Source organism: Pseudomonas sp. Mn2068 (assembly GCF_049319725.1).
GTDB lineage: Bacteria > Pseudomonadota > Gammaproteobacteria > Pseudomonadales > Pseudomonadaceae > Aquipseudomonas > Aquipseudomonas gingeri.
Genome location: NZ_JBMOUG010000012.1, coordinates 188,750 through 207,689 on the forward strand (window position 1 = coordinate 188,750; position 18,940 = coordinate 207,689).

Consider the following 18,940-nt stretch of genomic DNA (forward strand, 5'->3'; position numbering starts at 1 on the left):
CGTAATAGTTTCAGTCGGCTAAGACCGGTCACCGATTCGTCGATGACTGCCGAACTATAGTCCAGCGATCTGCCGAATAGCTGCCACTTTTACACCCTGAAACAGGTGCCATTACGGTGACGGCTGATCGCTCCCAGGCGCGGCAAAGGGATGCCTTACTGGACGCTCTGCGTCCGCTCTTGTGACGCAGAGCGTCACGGGCTGCATTCCCACGCGGAGCGTGGGAACGATCGTGACGAACCCTGTAGGAGCTGGCTTGCCGGCGATGACGATGCCAGCCGCACCACCGCTTTCGCGGGCAAGCCCGCTCCCACAGGATGGGGGGCTCACCACGGACTGTCGTCCAGCCTGGAGGCTTGCCAGCGATGACGATGCCAGCCGCGCCGCCGCTTTCGCGGGCAAGCCCGCTCCCACAGGATGTGGGCTCACCACGGACTGTCGTCCAGCCTGGAACCCTGTAGGAGCTGGCTTGCCAGCGATGACGATACCAGCCCCACCACCGCTTTCGCGGGCAAGCCCGCTCCCACAGGAGGGGGGCTCACCACGGACTGTCGTCCAGCCTGGAACCCTGTAGGAGCTGGCTTGCCAGCGATGACGATGCCAGCCCCACCACCGCTTTCGCGGGCAAGCCCGCTCCCACAGGGTGCAAGCCTTCCGGGCCTCTTCGCCGACAGGCCCGCTCCCACAGGTCGCGGTGCTATTCAGCCTCGGCCATCTGCCGCAGGTCGGGATCCAGGTTCTGCCAGTTGATGCCCTTGGCCACCGCGCCGAATACGCGGTGCAGCAATGGGTTGCGGTGCCGGCAGTAGCAGTCCAGCGGGACCAGTTGATGGCCGACCTCGCGCTTGGCGCTGTAGCCGGTCTGGCCGCTTTCCAGGCGGGTGGCGCCAACACCGCAGGCCCATTTCACCGCCTGCTCCCAAAGCTGGAAGTACAGGTGCGACTGCATGCCCACGGCATAGTCGATGCCGATGAATTTGTTGATGGCCTTGTCGCCCACCAGGAAGCACAGCATGAATGCCACCAGCTTGCCGCTGTGCGCATCGGTCATCAGGATGAAGTGGGACTGGGGCTTGGCGGCGATCTGGCGGAAGAACTCGATATTCAGGCGCTCGAACTTGGTCTTGCCCTTTTCGTAGGTCTGCTGGAACAGCGCGAATACCGCGTCCAGGGTCTGCTCGTCCGGTTGCTGCAGCACCCGCACTTCGTGGGCGCCGTGGGCCAGGCCGTCCTTGAGCTTCTTTTTCAGGCGATAACGATGACGGCTCTTGAGCCCCTTGAGGTAACCCTCGAAACCGCCCGCCGCCAACTCGACCGTCGTGCCGGGAAAGCTGACCATGGGAAACAACCGGCGAGCCTGGCTGAGGGCTTCGAGCGCCGGCTTCTCGGCTTCGCCGAAGTCCTTCCAGACCGTCATCGCGACCTTTTTCTCATGGCCACGGCGGGTCAGCGCATCTTGCAGCGGCAGCAGGATATCGCCGAGGGAATAACCGGGCATCACGCCCACCGCGCCTTCGTCCGAACAGGGCGAGCCGACGAACAGGGTGCGCTGGTAACGCAACGCCGGGATCACCCGCATCAGCCTGGCGATCAGTGGCGGCACCACCAGTTCCATCGGCACGTCCATGATAAAGGTCGGGGCCAGGCCGATGGGCTGGCCGTCGCGCTCGACCACCGCATAGGCGAATTCGAACTGGTCATCGAGACCGCTGGCCTCCAGCGCCTCGTACCACCAGCGACCTTCGACATGGTTGAAACAGGTGTCCCATAACACGGACGGGATCAAAGCTGCCCGACTGACCCATTGAACAGTTGCCATTCAAACTTCCTCTCAGTCGACGCCCCTGCCTGGCAGGGCCATCACTTATACCCGCATGGGTACAACTCGAGAAAGAGCGGCGTATGTTATTTCATAATGTGTCCAGATCGTCAGGCGCCTGATACTCAGTCGGCAATCACCACGATCGACACCCGACGGTTCTCCGTACGACCGGCGGCCGTGCTGTTGGAGGCCACCGGCTCGCGGCTGCCCAGGCCACGGATCTCGATGTTTTCCTTCTTCATGCCGGTCTGCTCCAGCACCGTCGCCACGCTGTTGGCGCGCCGTACGGAGAGCTGTTCGTTGTAGGCTTCCTTGCCCGACGCATCGGTGTGACCGTCGACCCGCACCCGCTGGATGTCCACGCCGAGCAGGGCCTTGGCGATGCGCTCGACGATGTCGTGGCTTTCCTTGTTCAGCACTTCCAGGTCACTGCCGAACAACACCTTGCCCGACAGGCCGAAGGCCCAGCCCTCGTCCGTCAGTTCGAAACCCTGTTGCTTGAGCACGGCGATCTGCGCCGGACTCAGGCCTTTTTGCGGGGCGGTCTGGCAGCCGGCCAGGGCCAGCAGCGCCGTGAACAGGAAGACACCGAAGAATCGCAGGGAACGCTGGGTAAAGGTGTACAAGGGTTCAACTCCTGATCTGAACAGTGGCTACGGAGTGCTCCGACTCCGCCGTGTGTTGCCCGCCTCGGGAAAGGCGCTTGGCTTGGTACATCGCGGCATCGGCGGCATTGAGCAGGGTGCCGGGGGTGGTGCCATGATCGGGGTAGACGGCGATGCCGATACTGAGGGAGGTCACGACCTGGGCCTGACCGGGCACGGCAATCGGCATTTCCATGCTGGCGATGATCTTGTCGGCGATGCGCTCGGCGTCTTCGATCGCGTGCAGCGGTGTCAGCAGCACGGCGAATTCGTCACCGCCCAGGCGCGCCACCAGGTCGTCCTCGCGCAACTGCGCCCGCACCCGCGTGGCCACGGCCGTCAGCACCGCATCGCCCGCGGCATGGCCGAAGTTGTCGTTGATCTGCTTGAAGCGGTCGCTGTCGAGAAACAGCACGCCGACCCGCTCGCCCTGCTTGGCGCCATTGCGCAGGGCACGCATCAGGCGGCCCTCGAAAAACGCCCGGTTGGGCAGGCCGGTCAGGCTGTCGTGGCTGGCCTGGTGGGCGAGGGATTCGTTCTCGCTCTGGATGTGGGTCTGCCAGGCTTCCAGTTCGTCGAGCAGGGCATTGAAGTCGGTGCCGAGGTTGTCCAGCTCGACGATCTCCGCCGCCGGCACGCGACGATCGAAGGCCCGCTCGCTGCGGGCCGCGTGGGCCACTTCGGCGAGGCTGCGCAGCGGTACGATGATCCCGCGCAACAACCGGCGGGCCAGGTACAGGCCCAGCCAGGCGGCCAGCACGCTGCAGACCAGGATCCCCGCCAGACCGCTGAGCAGGAAGCGCAGCAGGCTGCCGCCATGGCCGGTCAGGCGCACGCTGCCGATTTCGCGGTCCTGGTGCAGGATCGGCAGTTCGATGGGTTGTTCGAGCAGAGACCGCGCCAATTGCGTTTCCAACTGCGACATCAGACCGGTCTCCGGTCGCTGCCAGTGGGCCAGGCGCTGGCCGTTGGCGGTGAACACCTGGGCATCGGCCACTTCCTCGGTGGCGGCGATCACGTCGAGGGCTTCGGTCGCCGCGCTGCTGTCGTTGAACACCACCGCCGCCTCGACGGTGTAGCTGATGGAGCGGGCGATCAGGTGCAGGTTGTGATCGGCATAGACCCGCAGCGCCAGCACGCCGAGAAAGGTCAGGGACACGCTGACCAGCCCGACCGCCGCCAGCGCCGCCATCAGGTGCCCGCGCCCCAGCACCGAGCGCAGGCTGCGGCGGACTTCCGGCTTGTGCAGACCGATCATGGCTGTGTGGCCCGACGACGGGACAGTTGCAGGACACTCGGGTGAATGCGCACGCCGCTGCGGGCCACCGAATCCAGGTTGACCTCGAACGACACCTGGCTGTCCGCCACGCGCAGGCAGAACAGGCTGCCGACGGTGCATTGATCGCCACCTTCGCTGATGCTCAGCACGGCATGGCCGTTGAGGGCGTTGAACAGGCGGCTGCGTTCGTCACTGGTGAGCTTGCCGATATACACCGCGTCACAGGCACTGGCGACGGTGGCGTTGTCGGCCAGCAGGCGCTGCACCAGCACCGGACGGCCAGTGGCCTGGGTGGTGCCCTTGACCAGGTCGTCGGTGTATTCGGTGGGACCGATGATGCACAAGCGCAGCTGCGCGGGCTCCACCGGCCAGCGCGCATAACTGAGGATGCCGAGCACCACCTGCGTGACGGCCTGGGCGCGCTGGTCGGCGGCGCCAGGGGCGACGGTGTCCTGGGCACTACTCAAGTGCGTGAACAAACAGAGCATGGCGGACAGCCCCAGCTGTCTCCAGCCAAACCACCGCTCTGTCGTCCAGACAGCCACGTTCATGCAGGGATTCTCTTGAAACTATGTAGGAATGATGCCGCAACGATAGCATATCACTGGCCTGCCAGCGTCAAGCCAAGGCGGTAGATAGCCGGCTAATAGTTCATGAATCTCTGAAGTATGGATTTGAGGTTTCCTATTCTTCTCTGCGTCCGTGGCTGTCTAAGATCGACGCCAGCGTGATTGATCCCTCCCCGCCTCGCGGTGAGACCGGCTCCACAGAGAGCCGGCTCGACGAAACCTTTTGCTACTGCCGTAACCGCCCGCCCTGGCCCTGTGCCGTGGCGTGCTTCGAGCAGCTCAAGGTCTGGTTGAGGTTCACCGATGAAACTGGAGATTTTCCGCACCCTCTGGGGCTACACCGCGAGCAAGGCCCAGGCACTCGACGAGTTGCTGGGCGCCGGCTTCGACGGCATGGAAGCGCGCCTGCCGTTGCAGGCCCGGGAACGCACCGAGTTCGCCGCCTTCCTGCGGGCCAATCGACTGGGCTATATCAGCACGGTCTTCACCGCCTACGACGTGCTCCCCGAGCAGGCCGCGCCGCCCGCCGAGCACCTGCGCGATCTCGAACAGAAACTGGCCTGGGCCGCCGAACTGGAGCCGCGCTTCGTCAACGTGCTGGCCGGCAACGACCGCTGGCCCCTGGCGCAACAGGTGGAATTCTTCGGTGCGACCATGGACCTGGCTCGCCAATCGGGGCAGACCTGCTGCTTCGAAACCCACCGCTCGCGTTCGCTGTTCAACCCCTGGCTGACCCTCGAACTGATCCGCCAACTGCCCGACCTGCGCTTCACCAGCGATATCAGCCACTGGATCGTCACCTGCGAACGCCTGCTGGACGATCCGGCCGATGACCTGGGGCCGTTTGTCGAACGCGTCCACCATATCCAGGCCCGGGTCGGCTATGACCAGGGCCCTCAGGTGCCACACCCCGGCGCCCCGGAATACGCCCGCGAACTGGCCTTCCACCAGGCCCACTGGGAAAGCATCTGGCGTTCCCAGCAGGCCCGCGGCTATGCCGTCAGCACCCTGACCCCGGAGTTCGGCGCCGACGGCTATCTGCATCACCTGCCCTTCACCAATGTCCCGGTCGCCGACCTGTGGTCGCTGAACGTCTGGATGGCCGGGACCGAACGCGCGCACTTCGACCGCTTCAGCCAATCAACCCACCCGTGAGGTGTTTGCGTCATGCCTGAGAACAGCCATAACAGTCCGGCCCAAGCCAACTTCAAGAGCATTCCGGTGGTGAATATCGCCGGGCTGTTCAGCGTAGAGCTGGAGCATCGCCTGGCGGTCGCCGAGCAACTGGGGGCCGCCGCCAGCGAGGTCGGTTTCCTCTACATCACCGAGCACGGCATCGATCCGCAACTGATCGCCAACCTGCGCCAGGCGGCGAAGGACTACTTCGCCCAGCCGCTCGAAGCCAAGATGCAGCACTACATCGGCACGTCGAAGAGCCACAAAGGTTTCGTGCCCGAGGGCGAAGAGGTGTACGCCAAGGGCAAGCCGGACCACAAGGAAGCCTTCGACATCGGTTTCGAAGTGCCGGCGGACGATCCGCTGGTGCTCGCCGGCACGCCTCTGCTGGGGCCGAACGAGTGGCCGCCATTGCCCGGTTTCAAGGAAGCCGTGCAGGCCTACTACGCCGCCGTGTTCGCCCTCGGGCGCAAGCTGTTCGGCGGTTTCGCCCTGGCCCTGGGGCTGGAGGAAAACACCTTCGACAGCCTGGTCAGCCGGCCGCCATCGAAGCTGCGACTGATCCACTACCCGTTCGACGATGCCGCCCAGGACGCCCCCGGTATCGGTGCCCACACCGACTACGAGTGTTTCACCATCCTGCTGGCCGACAAGCCCGGCCTGGAGGTGATGAACGACCTGGGCCAGTGGATCGACGCACCGCCGATTCCCGGCGCGTTCGTGGTGAACATCGGCGACATGCTCGAAGTGATGACCGCCGGCACCTTTGTCGCCACCGCCCACCGCGTGCGCACCGTGAGCGAGGAGCGCTACTCCTTCCCGCTGTTCTATGCCTGCGACTTCCACACCCTGATCCAGCCGCTGCCCAGCTTTGCCCGGGCCGGCCAGGAATACGAACAGATCGCCATCGGCGAACACATGTATGGCCAGGCCCTGCAGACCTACCAGTACCTGCGCAAGCGCGTGGAAAACGGCGAGATCGCCCTGCCGGAAAAAGCCCGCAAGCCATCGAGCTTCGGTCATCTGAAAAACCAGGCGCAGCCTTCCTGAACCTGCCGCTTACCTTCTCATCCTGGAGTTATCGCACATGCTCAAGCACCTCCCCCGCCTGACCCTGGTCGCCACCGGCCTGCTCTGCGCCGGCAGCGTTTTCGCCGCCGCGACCACCACCCCCGGCCAACTGAAAGTCGGCATGGAAATCACCTACCCGCCGTTCGAGTCCTATGACGCCGAGAAGAACGTGGTCGGCTCCGATCCGGAGCTGTCCCAGGCGCTGGCCAGGCACATGGACAGCAAGGCGGAATTTATCGACACCAAGTTCCCGAGCCTGATCATGGGCCTCAATGCCGGCAAGTTCGACGCGATCATTTCCGGCATGTACATCACTCCCGAGCGCCAGACCCAGGCCATGACGATTGCCTATGCCAAGACCGGCGCGGCAATCATGGTGCCCAAGGACAGCGCGCTGAAACCGACCACCCCGGAAGACCTGTGCGGGCTGAAGGTCGGGCTGGAGCAGGGCACGACCTGGGTCGCACAGTTCCAGAAGCTGTCCACCGATTATTGCGTGCCCAAGGGCAAGGGCGCGATCACGGTCAGTGAATATCCGTCGGCGCCGGAAGTCACCCAGGCGCTGTTGTCGAGCAATATCCAGGCGCAGGTGGAGATTGCCGGCGCGGCGAAGATGATCGCCGAACGGACCAAGGGCCGGGTGGTAGTGACCACCGAGCATCCGATCTACCAGCAGACCCTCGGGATCTTCGTGAAGAAGGGCAATGACGCGGTGTACCAGGCCTTGCTCAAGGCCTTCGAGGAAACGAAGAAGAGCGGCGAGTATGCGGCGATCCTGAGCAAGTACAGTCTGGAGGCGGCGGAGTAACAACCGCCCTGATCGTTCCCGCGCGCGGCAAGGGAATGCCTCGCCGGACGCTAGCGTCGGCGCTTGTGACGCGGAGCGTCACGGGCTGCATGCCCACGCGGAGCGTGGGAACGATCGACTGTGGGAGCCGGCTTGCCGGCGATAGCGACCGGTCAGGCGATGCAAGGCTCGAGGGCCTCATCGCCGGCAAGCCGGCTCCTACAGGGATAGTGGATGCAAAGGATCCCCCGCAACCTGCGATACAGCCACACCGAGGTTCCCATGCAATTCGATTGGCCCTATTTCTTTTCGCTGTTCTCGATGCCGGCCTTCTGGCAGGCCTGTGTCACGGTGGTCGAGCTCAGCGCCCTGGCCTGGTTTATCGGCATGCTGCTGGGCTTTGTCCTGGCCTCGGCCAAGCTGTCGAGCGCGGCCTGGTTCCGTCTGCCGGCAGTGGTGTACATCTGGTTCTTCCGCAGTATCCCGCTGCTGGTGCTGGTGGTGTTCGTCTACAACTTGCCTCAGCTGTTTCCGGTTACCGGCCGTGTACTGTCGAACCCGTTCTATTCGGGCTTGTTCGCCCTGGTGGTCACGGAAGCGGCCTACATGGCCGAGATTCATCGCGGCGGGTTGATCTCGGTCGCCAAGGGCCAGAAGGAGGCCGGCCGGGCCCTGGGTGTCGGCCTGCTCGGGCTGCAACGCCTAATCGTGATTCCCCAGGCCTTCCGCATCTCGCTGCCGACGCTGATCAACGAATACATCACGGTGGTGAAGCTGACGTCGCTGATCTCGGTGATTTCCCTCACCGAGATCCTCACGGTGGGCCAGCGCCTCTATGCGCAGAACTTCCTGGTGATGGAAACCCTCGGCGCGGTGGCGGTGTACTACGTGCTGATCGTCAGTCTGTTCGGCTGGCTGTTGCAGCGCCTGGAACAGTATCTGGACCTCAGCCAGCGCAAGCCTCGGACCCTCGTCGACAGCGCCGCCGCCAGCCTGCGGGCGAGCTTGCCAGCGCTGGCCGCGGCAGACCGTGCGAAGGCCGTCGCCGGGGCCGCGCCGGCCCTGCAATTGCAGAATATCCACAAGCGCTATGGCGACCATGAGGTGCTCAAGGGCATCGACCTGAACGTCGGCAGCGGCCAGGTGCTGTCGATCATCGGCCCGTCCGGCTCGGGCAAGACGTCGCTGATCCGCACCATCAACGGCCTGGAAAGCATCGATCAGGGCGAGATCGTGCTGTTCGGCGAAAGCTTTATCAGTGCCGCCGATCATCCCAACAGTGCGCAGGTGCGCCGCGGTGTACGGCGCATCGGCATGGTGTTCCAGAACTTCAATCTGTTCCCGCACCGCAGCATTCTCGACAACATCACCCTGGCCCCGCGTTACCACGGCACGGCGCGCGTACCGGGCGAGCAGCGGGCCCTGGCGCTGCTGGACAAGGTCGGCCTGCTGGCCCATGCCCACAAGTACCCGCATCAGTTGTCCGGTGGTCAGCAGCAGCGGGTGGCGATCGCCCGTGCGCTGGCGATGGAGCCGGAAGTGATGCTGTTCGACGAACCGACCTCGGCACTGGACCCGGAGTTGGTGGGCGATGTCCTGAAGGTGATTCGCGACCTGGCCGATGAAGGCATGACCATGCTGATCGTCACCCATGAGATGGATTTTGCGATGTCGATTTCCGACCGGGTGATTTTCATGGAGAACGGCGTGGTGCAACTGGATGCCAGCCCCGGGGCGATTCGTGAAGAGCCGCGGGGTGAACGGGTGCGGCGCTTCATGGGGATCGAGGCGGCCGCGAAGGTGGCGGTGGCGCAGCTCGACTGAAGCGAACGCGGTGCCTGTGGGAATCGGGATTGCCTGGAAGTCTTCAGCGATCTCGCGGGCCCCTTCGCGGGCAAGCCCGCTCCCACAAGGTTCTCAGTGCAGTTTGCCAGCGAGGAGGCCGGTACAGGCAGCTACTCTCCCAGCTCCAGCATCAACCCGCTCAGCCGCTTGACCTTGCGCCGCACGGCCTCTTCGAACACGCCGCCGCGGGGTTCGATCAGGCTGAACCAGTCCTTGGCCCGGGTGATCCCGGTGTAGATCAGTTCCTTGGTCAGCACCGGGTTCAGCGCCTCCGGCAGGATCAGCGCGGTATGGGCGAACTCCGAGCCCTGGGATTTGTGCACGGTCATGGCGTAGACGGTTTCCACGTCGTTCAACCGGCTCGGCAGGACAAATCGCACGCCGCCCTGGCCGTCGTTGCGCGGGAACGCCACGCGCAGCACCTGCTGGCCGGCTTGCGGTCCGTCGCGCTCCGGCAGGCGCAAGGCGATGCCGATATCGCCGTTCATCAACCCCAGGCCGTAGTCGTTGCGGGTCATCAGCACCGGGCGCCCTTCGTACCAGTGCTGGTCGCTGTCGATCAGGCGATGGGCGAACAGCGCCGCGGTGATGCGCTGGTTCAGGCCTTCGACGCCCCAGGGGCCCTTGCGCACGGCACAGAGCAACTGGAATTCGTCGAAGGACTGCAACACGGCCCGGGCCCAGTCCGACCAGCGCGGATCATCAAGGTCGACGCCCGCCGCCGGGCGCTGGCCGCGCATCACCCCGAGGTAGTGCCGATAACCCTTGCGCTCGCTGCCCTGGCCGTCGAGCACCAGCTTCTCGAACGCGCGGTCCTGCTCACCCTTGAGGGCCAGCGCGAACAGATCGGCATGACTGCCCGCCGCCAGCAGGGCACGCGCCTCATCCGCCGCCTGCTGGTTGACCAGCCGCGACAACCGGCCGATGCCGCTGCCTTCGCCAAAGCGTCGCGAGTGACGCAACATCACCACTTGCTGGGCCAGCGGATGGCTGTGATCGAGGTCTTCGCGCAAGCCACTGGCGCTCAGGTCCTCACCGCTGACCGCTTGCAGCCAGTCGCGGGTCTGCGCGCTGTACCAGCCCTCCTCGGCATCGCGACACAGGTCGCCGAGCACCGCGCCGGCTTCCACCGAGGCGAGCTGGTCCTTGTCCCCCAGCAACACCAGCCGTGCATGCACCGGCAAGGCGTCCAGCAGGTTGGCCATCATTTCCAGGTCGATCATCGAGGCTTCGTCCACCACCAGCACGTCCAGCGGCAGGCGGTTGCCGGCGTGATGGCGGAAGTGCCGGGTGCCGGGACGACTGCCCAGCAGGCGGTGCACCGTGGTCACTTCGCTGGGGATCCGCGCGCGCACCGCTTCATCGATGTGCAATGAGCGCACCTGGGCACTGATGGATTCGGTCAGGCGCGCGGCGGCCTTGCCGGTCGGCGCCGCAAGGCGAATGCGCAGCGGTTTCCCGGCTTCCACCGCCGGGGCCTGGAGCAAGGCCAGCAGGCGCACCACGGTGGTGGTCTTGCCGGTACCGGGACCGCCTGTGACGATGCTGAAGGCACCACGGGTCGCCAGGGCGCAGGCCAGCTTCTGCCAGTCGATGCGCTCGCCGGCAGCCGCCACGCCGAACAGTTCGCTCAGGCGCCGCGGCAGATCGTCGGGGCTGGCTTCGTGCTCAGCGAGGCGCTGGCGCAAGGCGTTGTCGATGCGTCGCTCGTAGCCCCAATAACGTCGCAGGTACAGGCGCCGACCACTCAGGACCAGCGGCCGCTGTCCGGCCCCGGCGCCATGATCGTCGGCCAACGCCACCAGCGAACTGGCCTGCAGGGCCCGGCACCAGGCGTCACCGTCCAGGGCCACCAGCAGTTGCGAGGGCAACAGCATCGCGCCGCTCTGCACATCGCCTTCCGGTGGCAACGACAGGGCGAAGTCCGGCTCCTTGAGGGTTTCGAACAGGTCGAGGCAGACATGCCCGTGACCCAGTTGGTGACTGGTCAGGGCCGCCGCCAGCAGCACCAGCGGATCGCCGCTCGGAGCGAGCTCATGGAGAAAGGCCACGAAGGCCTTGTCCAGCGCCCGCACCCAGCCGCGTTCGAGCCAGCGTTCGAGCAACAGCAGCAGGTCTTCGGCGCGACTCAGCGGCGCCAGTTCGGCCAGGCTGTCGTCGCTCAACGCGGTGGGCAGCAATTCGGCGAAGGAACGTTTCATAGCAGACTCCCCTGTTCCCAGGCGGGCGCGGATTTCGGCACGGGCTTGCCCTGGAACAGCAGGTCCAGGTGTTCGATCAGCTCCCGCGGCGGCCGGGCGAAATACGCGCCCTGGCTGGGCGAACGGGTGCCGCGCAGGAACAGGTACAGCGCGCCGCCCATGTGCCGGTCGTAGTCATAGTCGACCAGACGAGCCTTGAGCTGGCGATGCAGGGCCAGCAGGTACAGCACGTATTGCAGGTCGTAGCGGTTTTCCAGGATCGACGCGGCCATGGCCTGCTCGGTGTAGGCGGTATCGTCGGCGCCCAGCCAGTTGGACTTGTAGTCGGCCACGTAATAGCGGCCCTGGTGTTCGAAGGTCAGGTCGATAAAGCCCTTGAACATGCCGTTGAGCAACACCGGCTCGGCCGCCGCCCGCGCCACGCCGCCATGGGTATGGCGACGCACCAGTTCGTCGACCTGGTGCACGTCGACCTTGTGGCTGGCGAACCAGAACTCCATCTCGACCTGATAGCTGTCCAGGCCCGCGAGGATCACCGGTGGCTGGTCGTTGCCGAGGCGCAACGGTACTTGCAGCAGGTGGGCGAGCCAGTCGCTGAGGGTCTCGATCCAGCCCTTCCAGCCCCGCAGGTTGCAGCGCGGCGCGACAGCCTTTTCGATCAGCGTGCGATCGGCGGTGAAGCGCTCCTCACCGGCCCATTCCAGCAGACCATGGAGAAAGGTGCCGGGGTTCGGGCCGCGCGGGAAGCGATGGATATCGCCGCCACTGGCGGCGACTTCGCGGGGCGCGTCCGGGTCCAGGCGCTCATCGTCGAAGAGTTTCTGCGCCTGGGGGCTTTCCGGCGCTTCGTCACTGTCGCTGCTGAGCTGATCGCCGATGCGCAGGGCACTGTAGGAGGCGATCCACCAGTGCTCGGCGGCACGGCGCTTGGGCAGCAACGGTTCGAGCAGGGTTGCCTGGTTGCGTGGCGGCTGGAACGAGGCATCGGTGGGCTCTGGCAGCTCTCCCCAGGCCAGGGTCGGGCAGTCCTGTTGCAGTTGCGCCAGCCAGCCCGCCAGGACGGTGGACTCGCCCAGCACGGCACCGCCACCCAGCAGGTAACCGAGGGCCGACAGGTGCAGCACCGAGCTGTTGTTATTGCCGCGCTTCAAGTCGGCGACACCCAGCCAGCAGGCATGCTGCGCGCGGGTCAGCGCCACATAGAGCAGGCGCAGGTCCTCGGCCAGGCGCTCGTCGTCGGCCTGGGCGATCAGTTCGGCGGTGGGCTTGAGGCTGACCTGGGCGCGGCCTTCGCTGTCGTGGTAATGCAGCGGCAGGCGACTGCCATCCACCGGCTTGACCGAACAGATAAAGGGCAGGAACACCAGCGGATATTCCAGGCCCTTGGATTTGTGGATGGTCACCACCTTGACCAGTTGCTCGTCGCTTTCCAGGCGCAGGATCTGTTCTTCGCCAGCCTGGCCGGACAGCGCCAGGTGTTCGCCCAGATGGCGGATCAGCGCCTGTTCGCCATCCAGTTCGCCGGCCGCCTGTTGCAACAACTCGGACAGGTGCAAGAGGTTGGTCAGCACCCGTTCGCCGTCGCTGCGGGCGATGAGGGCCTGGGGCAACTGGAAGTCGTGGAGCAGGCGCCGCAGCATCGGCAGCACACCCTGGGTGCGCCACAGCGTGCGATAGCCGCGGAACTGCATGACCCGCGCTTCCCAGGCCAGTTCGTCCTGATTCAAGCGCTCCAGTTCGGCCAGCGGCAGGTTCAAGGTGATACAGGCCAGGGCCGCCCGCAGCGGACGTTCGACATCCGGCTCGGCGCAGGCCTTGAGCCAGGCCAGCAGGTCGTGGGCCTCCTGGGCGGCGAAGACCGAATCCTTGTCCGACAGGTAGACACTGCGCACACCACGAGCGGCCAGTTCGCCGCGCACCGCCTGGGCCTCCTTGCCGTCCCGGACCAGGATGGCGATATCGGAAGGCAGGACGCCCTTGAGTTGGCCATCGCGGCTGAAACCGATGCGGCCCTGTTGCCCGCCATTGAGCAGGGCGACGATTTCGCTGGCGCAGGTCGCTGCCAGTTGCTGGCGATAGACCGCGCCGGACAACGGCTGCTCGGAGGACAACTGCCAGAGATTCAGCGCCGCCGGTGGCTGTCCGTCGATCTCGAACACTTCCTTGCGGCCCTGGGAGGCCACCGGCAGGAACGGCACCGGGTTCTGCGCGCCATCGCGGAACAGGAACGCGCCGCGCCCCTGTTCACGCTGCTCGGCGCGCGCGAAGACGTGGTTGACCGAGTCGACCATGGCATGGCTGGAACGGAAGTTGGTGCCCAGGGTGTGCAGGCGCCCGCTGGTGGCCTGGCGGGCACGCAGGTAGGTGTAGATATCGGCGCCACGGAAGGCGTAGATCGCCTGCTTGGGGTCGCCGATCAGGAACAGGCCGCCGTCGGGGTTGTTGTCTTCGATGCGGTAGATGCTTTCGAAGATCCGGTACTGCACCGGGTCGGTGTCCTGGAATTCGTCGATCAGGGCCACCGGGAACTGTTCGCGGATCAGGCTCGCCAGACGTTCGCCGCCGTCGGCCTGCAATGCCGCGTCGAGGCGCAGCAGCATATCGTCGAAGCCCATTTCGGCGCGGCGGCGCTTCTCGTCTTCGAAGCGTGCACCAACCCAACGGGCGGCATGTTCCAGCACCGCGGCGTCGGGCGTCGGCAGGGCATCGAGGCTGGCCTTGAGCCCGGGCATGGCGTCGAGACCGGGATGCCGCGGGGCCTCGCCCTTCCAGGCCTCGGCCAGGCCATCGGCGGTCAGGCGAGTGAAGCCGGTGCCGATATCCAGTTGCTCCTGGGTATCGTCGTCGGCCCAGGCAGTAAGCTTGTCGAACCAGGGTTCGAAGTAACGTGCCTGCATCTTGCGGCCGTCGACCGTCTTGTTCGCCACGCCTTGCAGACAGATCTCCCGCAGTTCGGCCGCCCATTGTTTCCAGGGGGTCTTGAGCTGCACCAGGGCAGCGCGGCGCTCGCGCAGGCAGGCATCGATCAGTTCGGCGGGCTCGACATCATCCTGTCGTTCGCCAGCGGATCTGTCGCTGCCAAACAGGGCCCTGACCCTTGGCAACAAGGCCGCCGGGCCGCCCCAGTTGGCGCGCACCCAGTTCAACGCGTCGCCCTGCATCTTGTAGCAGTAGAGCCGCCAGTAATCGCGCAGCACTTCGCCGAGCAGTTCGCTGTGGTCGGTTTCCAGTGTCTGGGTAAACAGGCTGCCGCTGTCGAAGGCATGTTCGCGCAGCATGCGCTGGCACCAGCCGTGAATGGTCGATACGGCCGCTTCGTCCATCCATTGCGCGGCGATGTCCAGGCGGTTCGCGCAGGCGGGCCACTGCTCGATGCTGTATTCAGCGCGCAATTGCGCGATCAAGTCGTCCGGGGCGGCCGTCTCGTCGCGGAAGAAGCGCGCGGCTTCGGCCAGGCGCGTGCGGATCCGGTCGCGCAGTTCCTTGGTGGCGGCATCGGTAAAGGTCACCACGAGGATCTGCGGTGGCAGCAGTTCGCGCCCGAAACCGGCCGCTTCGCCGCCGTGGCCGAGCACCAGGCGCAGGTACAGCGCGGAGATGGTAAAGGTCTTGCCGGTACCGGCACTCGCTTCGATCAACTGGCTGCCGCGCAATGGAAAGGCCAGGGCCAGCGGGGTCTTGGTAGCGGTCATGGGTGCGCCTCCCCGGTCGCGAGGGCGCGCCACGGCGCTTCGAGCAGCGGTCGATAAAGAGTGTCGCACCAGCCGGTGAACTCTTCGCTGGCGATCAGCGCATCGTAGTCGGCGAACTGCCGGGCCAGGGCGGCGCTTTCGCGGCGCTCGCCCTCACTGTTGATACCGTCGCCGTCGTAGGCCTTGCGGGCGGCGGCGTCGGCCTTGAGCGGGTCGGGCTGGGACAGCCAGGCGAAGGCGGTCTTCACCGCCACCGGCAATGGCCGGCGCATGCCGGCCTGCCAGGCCAGCAGCAGCTCGCCGAGAATGGCGCGGGCCCGCTCCGGCTCGAACGGCGGCAGCAGCAGGGTATCGTCACTGGCGACCAGTGCCGTGGTCATCGACAGGTCACAGGCACAGGCCACCAGATGCTCGACCCAGGGCCGGGTCAGGCGATGCCATTTGCGGGTCTTGAGCGAACCGATGCTATTGGGAATGGTGGTGACGGCGAGGTAGCCGCCATCGCTGCACTGGTGCAAGCCGGCAAGCCAGCCTTCGAGGCGCACGCCGCTGGCATCGACACTGACCGGCACGGCGCTGGTCACCGGGGTCGGCCACAGCGTCAACAGTTGCTGGTAGCGTTGCAGCAGGTCGGGCAGCGGCTCGATCAGTTCGTCTTGCAGCAACTCGCCGAAGCCGGCCATCGGCAGCAGGCCGCTGCCTTGCAGGCGCCGGGCCTGCTGGCGCAGCGCTTGCTCGGGATTGTCGGCGTGCATCAGCGCTGCGCCCAGCAGGCTGTCGCTGAGGCTGTAGCGTTGTAGCGCATCGAGGACAAAGGGTTCTTCGTCGGCCAAAGGTGCTTCGGCCGCTTCGAAGAAGACTTTCAGGCGCTGGCTGAAGAAGTGCCGGACCGGATTGCGCAGGAAGTCTTGCAGTTGCGCCAGGGTCAGCGGTTCTTCCTGGAGGTAGGCGGCCAGTTCGTCGATGGCCGGGCTCGTCCCTTGCAGTTCGTGCAGCTGCTGCCATTCCCGGGCATAGCTGAACAGGCCGCTGTCGCCTTCGTGGAAATAGCGGGCACTGAACGGTTGCAGCGGGTGTTCCTGGGTCAGGGCGTGCAACAGCTGTTCGCCGTCGGCGTCGGGCAGTCGCCAGCCGCTGGCGATATGGTCGCGCAATTGGCCGATCAGTACCGAGGCCGGGCGCTCGCTGTTATCGCGGATGCTGCGGCCGACCCAACTGATGTACAGCTGTTCCCGTGCCGAGAGCAGGGCTTCGAGCAGCAGGTAACGATCGTCTTCACGGCGTGAGCGGTCGCCAGGGCGGTAGTCGCTGCCCATCAGGTCGAAGTCCAGGGGTGGCTGGGCCCGCGGGTAATCGCCGTCGTTCATGCCGAGCAGGCACACCAGCTTGAAGGGAATCGCGCGCATCGGCATCAGCGTGCAGAAGTTCACCGCGCCGGCGAGGAAGCGCTGGGACAGGCGGCCCTGGTCGAGGCCGGCCAGCCAGGCTTCACGCACCACGGTCAGCGGCAGTTCTTCCTGCAGGTCGACGGCTTCGCAGGTTTCCAGCCAGGTGGCGCGCAGTTGTTCGAGCTGGATCAGCAGGTAATCGTCGTGCTCGGTACTGGCCAGGAAGAACAGCTGGATCAGCGCTTGCAGGCGCTCGCCCCACTGTTGCGGACGGGCCGGTTCGGAGAGTTCCTGGTGGGCGATTTCCAGGGCATCGAGCAGCGCGATCAACGGGCCGATCAAGGCAGCATCGAGACCGCCAATCTCGTCGTACGGCTCGATGCCTTCGCAACCGTCGCCGCTACCGACCGCGTAGCCCAGCAGCATGCGCCGCGAGCCGAAACGCCAGCTGTTCTGTTCCAGTTCGCCGGGCAGGCCGAGGCCGGCACGTTGCTCGGCGTTCAGTCCCCAGCGAATACCGGCGCCTTCGATCCAGCGATGCAGGGTCGGCAGGTCGCGCTCTTCGATATTGAAGCGGGCGCGCAGGGCGGGAACGTCCAGCAGGTCGAGAATCTCGCTGACTGGGAAACGGCTGTCCGGCAGTTTCAGCAAGTGTTCGACGGCGATCAGCAAGGGGTCACGACCACGCTGGCCCTGGTCGGCCAGGGTGAACGGGATAAAGCGCGGGTCGTTGCGTTCGAGCTGGCCGAACACCGCACGGATGTGTGGGGCGTAGCTGTCGATATCCGGGACCATGACAATCACGTCGCGGGGGCGCAGGTCGGGTTTGGCACTGAAGCGGGCGAGCAACTGGTCGTGGAGGATTTCCACTTCGCGCTGGGCGCTGTGGGCGATCTCGAAACGGATCGAGTGGTCCTGATCGAGGTCGACGGCCGGCCAGAGTTCGCGGGTTTCGCCAAGGGGGCGCAGTTCGAGGATGTCGTCCTGCAACTGGTTGAGCAAGGTCGCCGGAAGGCTCTCGCTGAACAGGTCGATCCGACCGTCGCGAAAGGCCGCGCGGTAGCTGTTGGGGTCATCGTAGCTGTCGAGCAGGTTGATGTAGTCGCGCCCCTGCTTGCCCCAGGCGGCCAGCAGCGGGTGGGCGTGCTGGTGCAGGGTTTCGGGATCGAGGGCGAGCGGCATGCCGGCTTTGCGCGACTGGCGCTTGTATTCGTTACGCAGCAGGTCCTTGTCGGCGACGATATCGGTCCAGTGGTGGCGACAGGGGTTGTGTACGCACAGCAGCACCTGGCTGAAACGTGCCAGGCCGGCGAGGGCTTCGAGGGCCTGGGCCGGCAATGAGGAAATGCCGAAGACGATCACCCGTGAAGGCAGGCCCGCTGGCGCCGCGGTCAGGCTGTTGATGCGCTCGATAAAGCGCTGGTGCACGCCCGCGCGGCTCTGGGCCATGCCTTCGGTGCCGACATCCAGCAGCAAGGCCCGCCAGAGTTCGGCCTGCCAGCAATTGGCCGGGCTCAGCGGCTTGGCTTCACCGCGGCCACTGCGCAACTGGTGACGACCGGCGGCCCAGTCTTCCAGCCAGTCGGCGCGGTAGACCTGGTACTGGTCGAACAGGTCGGCCAGGCGTTCGGCCAACTGATAGCGCTTGCGCAGGTCGCTGTCGTGGGTGAGGAAGCGCTGCAGGGGCTCGAAGTGCGGCTGGTCGATCAGTTCCGGCAGCAGGCGCATCAGGCGCCAGGTCAGCGGGGCCTTGTCGAGCAGCGACTTGGCCGGGATCTGGTCACGGCCCAGGACCATGCGGTAGAGCTGCCACATGAAGGTGCCGGGCAGTTGCACGTCGATGGCGGCGGCGATGCCGCAGCCTCCCGAGTCATCGTCTTCGGCGTCTTCGGCCAGGGCCAGCTTCAGCCACTGGGCAATGCCGTTGCTCTGGACCAGGGCGATCTCATTCTCCAGGGGCGCCAGGGGGTAACGCCGCATCACGTTGATCACCAGGCTGCGCAGTTCTTCAGGGCTGTTGCTCTGGACAACCATGAAGGCAGGGTTGAGTGATGTCGCGTCCGGCATGCCGACTTCCTTGGAGAATTCAAAACGAAGGCAGGACTTTAGCACCTCCTGTGGGAGCAGGCTTGTCGGGACGCCGCCGGGATGGCCTCATCCCCGCCCCTTGTAGGAGCCGGCTTGCCGGCGATGAGCCGGAGCCTTGCATACTGCAGACGGTCTGGCGCTGTGGGAGTGGGCTTGCCCACGAAGAGGCCCTTGAGGCTTGCGTCGCCCTTGCCGGCCTCTTCGCGGGCAAGCCCGCTCCCACAAGTCCTGTATCGTTCTTGCGGCCGCACCCACCCTGGCTTGCCGCTTGAAGCTGACCGCTTGCCGCTCTTTTGGCCCCCAAAAACAAAACCCCAACTGCTTTCGCAATTGGGGTTTCGGAATTTAATCTTGACGATGACCTACTCTCACATGGGG

11 protein-coding genes are annotated in these 18,940 nt (G+C 65.5%); 4 read left to right on the forward strand and 7 right to left on the reverse strand.

All coding sequences use genetic code 11. The features are described from left to right. Positions 1-697 precede the first annotated feature (697 nt). The 4 genes from ACL9RJ_RS24350 to ACL9RJ_RS24365 all read right to left on the reverse strand — a co-directional run bounded on the left by ACL9RJ_RS24350 (position 698) and on the right by ACL9RJ_RS24365 (position 4,296). A complete protein-coding gene (locus ACL9RJ_RS24350; protein ID WP_083875353.1) occupies positions 698-1,819 on the reverse strand; it encodes a GNAT family N-acetyltransferase in 1,122 nt (373 codons plus the stop codon). A 125-nt stretch (positions 1,820-1,944) separates the two neighbouring features. Continuing rightward, positions 1,945-2,448 (reverse strand): OmpA family protein, encoded by a 504-nt coding sequence (locus tag ACL9RJ_RS24355; protein WP_017126682.1) that lies wholly within the window; start codon positions 2,446-2,448, stop codon positions 1,945-1,947. A 4-nt stretch (positions 2,449-2,452) separates the two neighbouring features. After that, positions 2,453-3,724, reverse strand: a complete 1,272-nt coding sequence (locus ACL9RJ_RS24360; protein WP_422765757.1) for a diguanylate cyclase domain-containing protein — start codon at positions 3,722-3,724, stop codon at positions 2,453-2,455. Next, positions 3,721-4,296: a YfiR family protein gene (locus ACL9RJ_RS24365; RefSeq protein ID WP_422765758.1), complete on the reverse strand. Its 576-nt coding sequence runs from the start codon at positions 4,294-4,296 to the stop codon at positions 3,721-3,723. Before ACL9RJ_RS24365 ends, ACL9RJ_RS24360 begins: the two co-directional genes overlap by 4 nt. A gap of 321 nt (positions 4,297-4,617) precedes the next feature. Between ACL9RJ_RS24365 and ACL9RJ_RS24370 the strand changes: the two genes are divergently transcribed. From ACL9RJ_RS24370 to ACL9RJ_RS24385, 4 genes are all read left to right on the forward strand, one after another. Further along, positions 4,618-5,469 (forward strand): sugar phosphate isomerase/epimerase family protein, encoded by an 852-nt coding sequence (locus ACL9RJ_RS24370; protein ID WP_177119300.1) that lies wholly within the window; start codon positions 4,618-4,620, stop codon positions 5,467-5,469. A 12-nt stretch (positions 5,470-5,481) separates the two neighbouring features. Then, on the forward strand, positions 5,482-6,540 hold the full coding sequence (locus ACL9RJ_RS24375; RefSeq protein WP_177119301.1) for an isopenicillin N synthase family dioxygenase: 1,059 nt from the start codon (positions 5,482-5,484) through the stop codon (positions 6,538-6,540). Between the two features lie 37 nt (positions 6,541-6,577). Continuing rightward, complete coding sequence (locus ACL9RJ_RS24380) at positions 6,578-7,369, forward strand: ABC transporter substrate-binding protein (RefSeq protein ID WP_422765759.1); 792 nt, start codon at positions 6,578-6,580, stop codon at positions 7,367-7,369. A 261-nt stretch (positions 7,370-7,630) separates the two neighbouring features. Then, positions 7,631-9,172 (forward strand): amino acid ABC transporter permease/ATP-binding protein, encoded by a 1,542-nt coding sequence (locus ACL9RJ_RS24385; RefSeq protein WP_422765760.1) that lies wholly within the window; start codon positions 7,631-7,633, stop codon positions 9,170-9,172. A 131-nt stretch (positions 9,173-9,303) separates the two neighbouring features. On the opposite strand, the gene recD is transcribed toward ACL9RJ_RS24385, so the two are convergent. From recD to recC, 3 genes are read right to left on the reverse strand one after another with little or no spacing between them, the layout of a single operon-like run. Further along, positions 9,304-11,394 carry an exodeoxyribonuclease V subunit alpha gene (recD, locus tag ACL9RJ_RS24390; RefSeq protein WP_422765761.1) on the reverse strand — a complete coding sequence of 697 codons (2,091 nt, stop codon included), beginning with the start codon at positions 11,392-11,394 and terminating at the stop codon, positions 9,304-9,306. Continuing rightward, on the reverse strand, positions 11,391-15,086 hold the full coding sequence (gene recB / locus ACL9RJ_RS24395; protein WP_422765762.1) for an exodeoxyribonuclease V subunit beta: 3,696 nt from the start codon (positions 15,084-15,086) through the stop codon (positions 11,391-11,393). The genes recD and recB overlap by 4 nt, the downstream gene beginning before the upstream one ends. Beyond that, positions 15,083-18,541 carry an exodeoxyribonuclease V subunit gamma gene (gene recC / locus ACL9RJ_RS24400; protein ID WP_422765763.1) on the reverse strand — a complete coding sequence of 1,153 codons (3,459 nt, stop codon included), beginning with the start codon at positions 18,539-18,541 and terminating at the stop codon, positions 15,083-15,085. The genes recB and recC overlap by 4 nt, the downstream gene beginning before the upstream one ends. Positions 18,542-18,940: the final 399 nt, after the last annotated feature.